A 2594-nucleotide genomic window follows, 5' to 3' on the forward strand; every position below is an offset into this window, starting at 1 on the left:
TTTTTCATGCAAAAGACGGAATTCCGTTTTTCTGGCTTTCTCGTGGGCTCGGAAATGGTAAAAAGGGACAGCGTCCCGTCAGAGCGCCGCGGTCGGCTGCCGCCTCGCTGCCCGGGCCCGGCAGGGCAGGCCCCCCGTGCGTCCCGACTTCCCCGGAGTTCTCACAGTTCCCGGCCGTCCGGCGCCGTGCCGCTGCTGGTAGCTTGCGGCTGTCGGCGCGGCGAACGGATCCGGCCACAGCTTGGGGAGATGTCCAGTGACTACGGCGACCGCGGCGACCACCGCGATGACGGCAAGGCCCGCGACCAGGGCTTCCTCCGCGAGCCGGCGCATCCGCGCCGTGGCCGTGGCGGCCGGGCTCACGGCCGCGCTCGTACTGACCGGGTGCAGCGGTGACAGCGGTGACAGCGGTGACTCCGCGACGAAGGACTCGTCCGCCGCCCCGACGCCCTCGGACGGCGCGGACGGCTCGGACAGCGGCGGCTCCGGGGACTCCTCCGGCACGAAGACCGAGCTCCAGGGCAACTGGCTGGCCACGACCGGCGGCAAGCCGGTCGCCCTGTTCGTCAACGGCGCCGAGGTCGCCGTCTTCGTGGGCACCTCGGTGTGCAGCGGCAAGGTCTCCGACGCGGACGACATGCAGATGATCAGCCTCAAGTGCCAGGACGGCAGCGACGACCGCACCGAGGGCATGGTGGACAAGGTGAGTGGCAAGTCCCTCACGATCACCTGGGAGGGCGGCGTCGGCGAGGAGACGTTCCGGAAGGCGGAGGGGTCCATGCCGTCCGGGCTGCCGACGGACCTGCCCACGGCGAGCGCCGGGTCGTAGGCGGGAATGGGCCCCGCTCGGCGCTCGGGTCGTAGATCATGTGGGGGACGGGCCGCGGAACCTCCGGGTTCGCGGCCCGTTCGCACGTTCACACCGCCGCCGGCTGTGCTGTGACAGCCACGAACTCCACCGGGAACCCCATGCGCACCGCTCCGACCGCCATCGCCGCCGCCCTTCTCGCGGCCCTCACGCTGACCGCCTGTAGCGGGAGTGACGGGGGTGATGGAGGTGACGGCGGGAACGACGGCAAGACCGGGGCCGCCACCACCGAGAGCGCGCGGAAGGGCGCGTGCACGGCCGCTCGGGTCGGCTTCGAGGTCGGGCCCAGCAGTGCGGCCCCGGCCGCCGGGGACGAGGGGGCCGTCCCGGTCACCGTCACCAACAAGGGTGACGCCGCGTGCACGCTGAAGGGCCTCGCCGGGGTCGACCTGGTCGCCGGCGACAAGTCGTGGGCGCTCCAGCCGCAGGAGGGCGCGTCCGAGGAGACCGAGGTGACGCTGGAGGGCGGCCAGTCGATGCTCCTGTCCATCTCCTATGTGCGCGGGGTCGCCGGTGACCCGGAGAAGGCTGCCGCCGTCGACGAGCTGAAGCTGACCCTGCCCGGCGACAGCAAGGTCAGCAGTTTCAAGTGGCCGGACGCCGAGGTCGCGGTGAAGTCCGAGAGCACGTTGGAGGCGACGGTGGGGCCGTTCCTGCCGGTGGGCGACTGAGTCACCGGGGCCGGGGCGTGAGGGCAGCGCCGGGGCCGGGGCTTGCGCCTGGGCCGGGGCTTGCGCCTGGGCCGGGGCTTGTGCCGGCGCCGGGGCTTGCCCGGGTCATGACGGCAGTCGGGGCCGTGCTCTGACCTGGGCGCGGTCGGCCGCCTTCGCTCCCTGCTGCCAGCCGGCCAGGTCGCTGACCCCTCGGACGCGGGTGGTGACCGTGTCCGGGAACATCCGGCTGAACTCGTCGTGGACGGCGACGTCGCGGGCGGCGAGGACAGGCAGCAGGTCCTGGTCGGGGGCGCCCGCTCCACGCGAGCCGACGCTCCCGGCCTCCGCCTCCGCGGCTTGCGCCTCGGCGACCTGGGCCTCGGCCACCGCCGCCAGCCGGTCGCCGATGCGGTGGGCGTAGGCGGCCAGGAAGGACTGCCGGAAGGTCTTGGTCCGCTTGCGGCCGCCCCTGCGCTGGGCCGCCTCCGCCTTGGTCATGGCGGTGGTGGCCTGCACCAGGAGCGAGGTGTGGAGCAGCTCGACCACCTCCAGGTCGGCCTCGAAACCGACCACCGTGGAGAAGCCGAGGGCCTCGTTCCAGACGGCCTCGCAGCGGTTGGCCCGGGCGACCGCGTCGAGGAGGATCGCCTTGGCCGTCTCGTACGGCGGGTCGACGCCGATCCGGCACGCGCCGGGCGCGTCCTTGCTGTGCGCGCGGGCCGCGAGCAGCGCCTCGTCGATGCTGTGACGCGCCATCAGCTGCTGCGCCTTCGCGCTGAGCGCCTCCGCCTCCTCCGGGAATCCGGTCGCCTCCGCCTTGGCGAGGAGCGCGCGGATCCGGCTGAGCATGCGGGACTCGGGGTGGGGAGAGTTCTTCGCGGCACCGGCCTCCCACGGGCGGTCCAGGGGTTCGAGGGTGGGCAGGCGCAGGAGGAGGCGGTACAGCTCCAGCGCGGTGGTGGCGTGCGAGAAGCGGTCCGCGCGGGTGGGGTGCGCGGCGAGTTCCCTGATCTCGTCGAGCTGGGCGGCCCAGCTCGACGAGATCAGGGAACTCGCCGCGCACCCCACCCGCG

At 73.1% G+C, this 2594-nt stretch carries 3 protein-coding genes; 2 read left to right on the top strand and 1 reads right to left on the bottom strand.

Going from position 1 to position 2594, the window contains the following annotated elements:
* Positions 1-256 precede the first annotated feature (256 nt).
* Both P1P70_RS43295 and P1P70_RS43300 read left to right on the top strand, forming a co-directional pair.
* The gene (locus P1P70_RS43295) at positions 257-829 is read left to right on the top strand and encodes a hypothetical protein (protein WP_413471684.1); all 573 of its coding nucleotides are present in this window, start codon (positions 257-259) and stop codon (positions 827-829) included.
* A gap of 140 nt (positions 830-969) precedes the next feature.
* Positions 970-1539, top strand: coding sequence for a DUF4232 domain-containing protein (locus tag P1P70_RS43300; RefSeq protein ID WP_319247801.1), 570 nt, complete (start codon positions 970-972; stop codon positions 1537-1539).
* Between the two features lie 105 nt (positions 1540-1644).
* On the opposite strand, the gene P1P70_RS43305 is transcribed toward P1P70_RS43300, so the two are convergent.
* Positions 1645-2594, bottom strand: a 950-nt coding sequence (locus P1P70_RS43305; RefSeq protein WP_319247803.1) for a DUF2786 domain-containing protein, incomplete at its 5' end; no start/stop codon positions are given.

The sequence above is a fragment of the Streptomyces sp. MB09-02B genome, assembly GCF_033794485.1.
Taxonomy (GTDB): Bacteria; Actinomycetota; Actinomycetes; order Streptomycetales; family Streptomycetaceae; genus Streptomyces.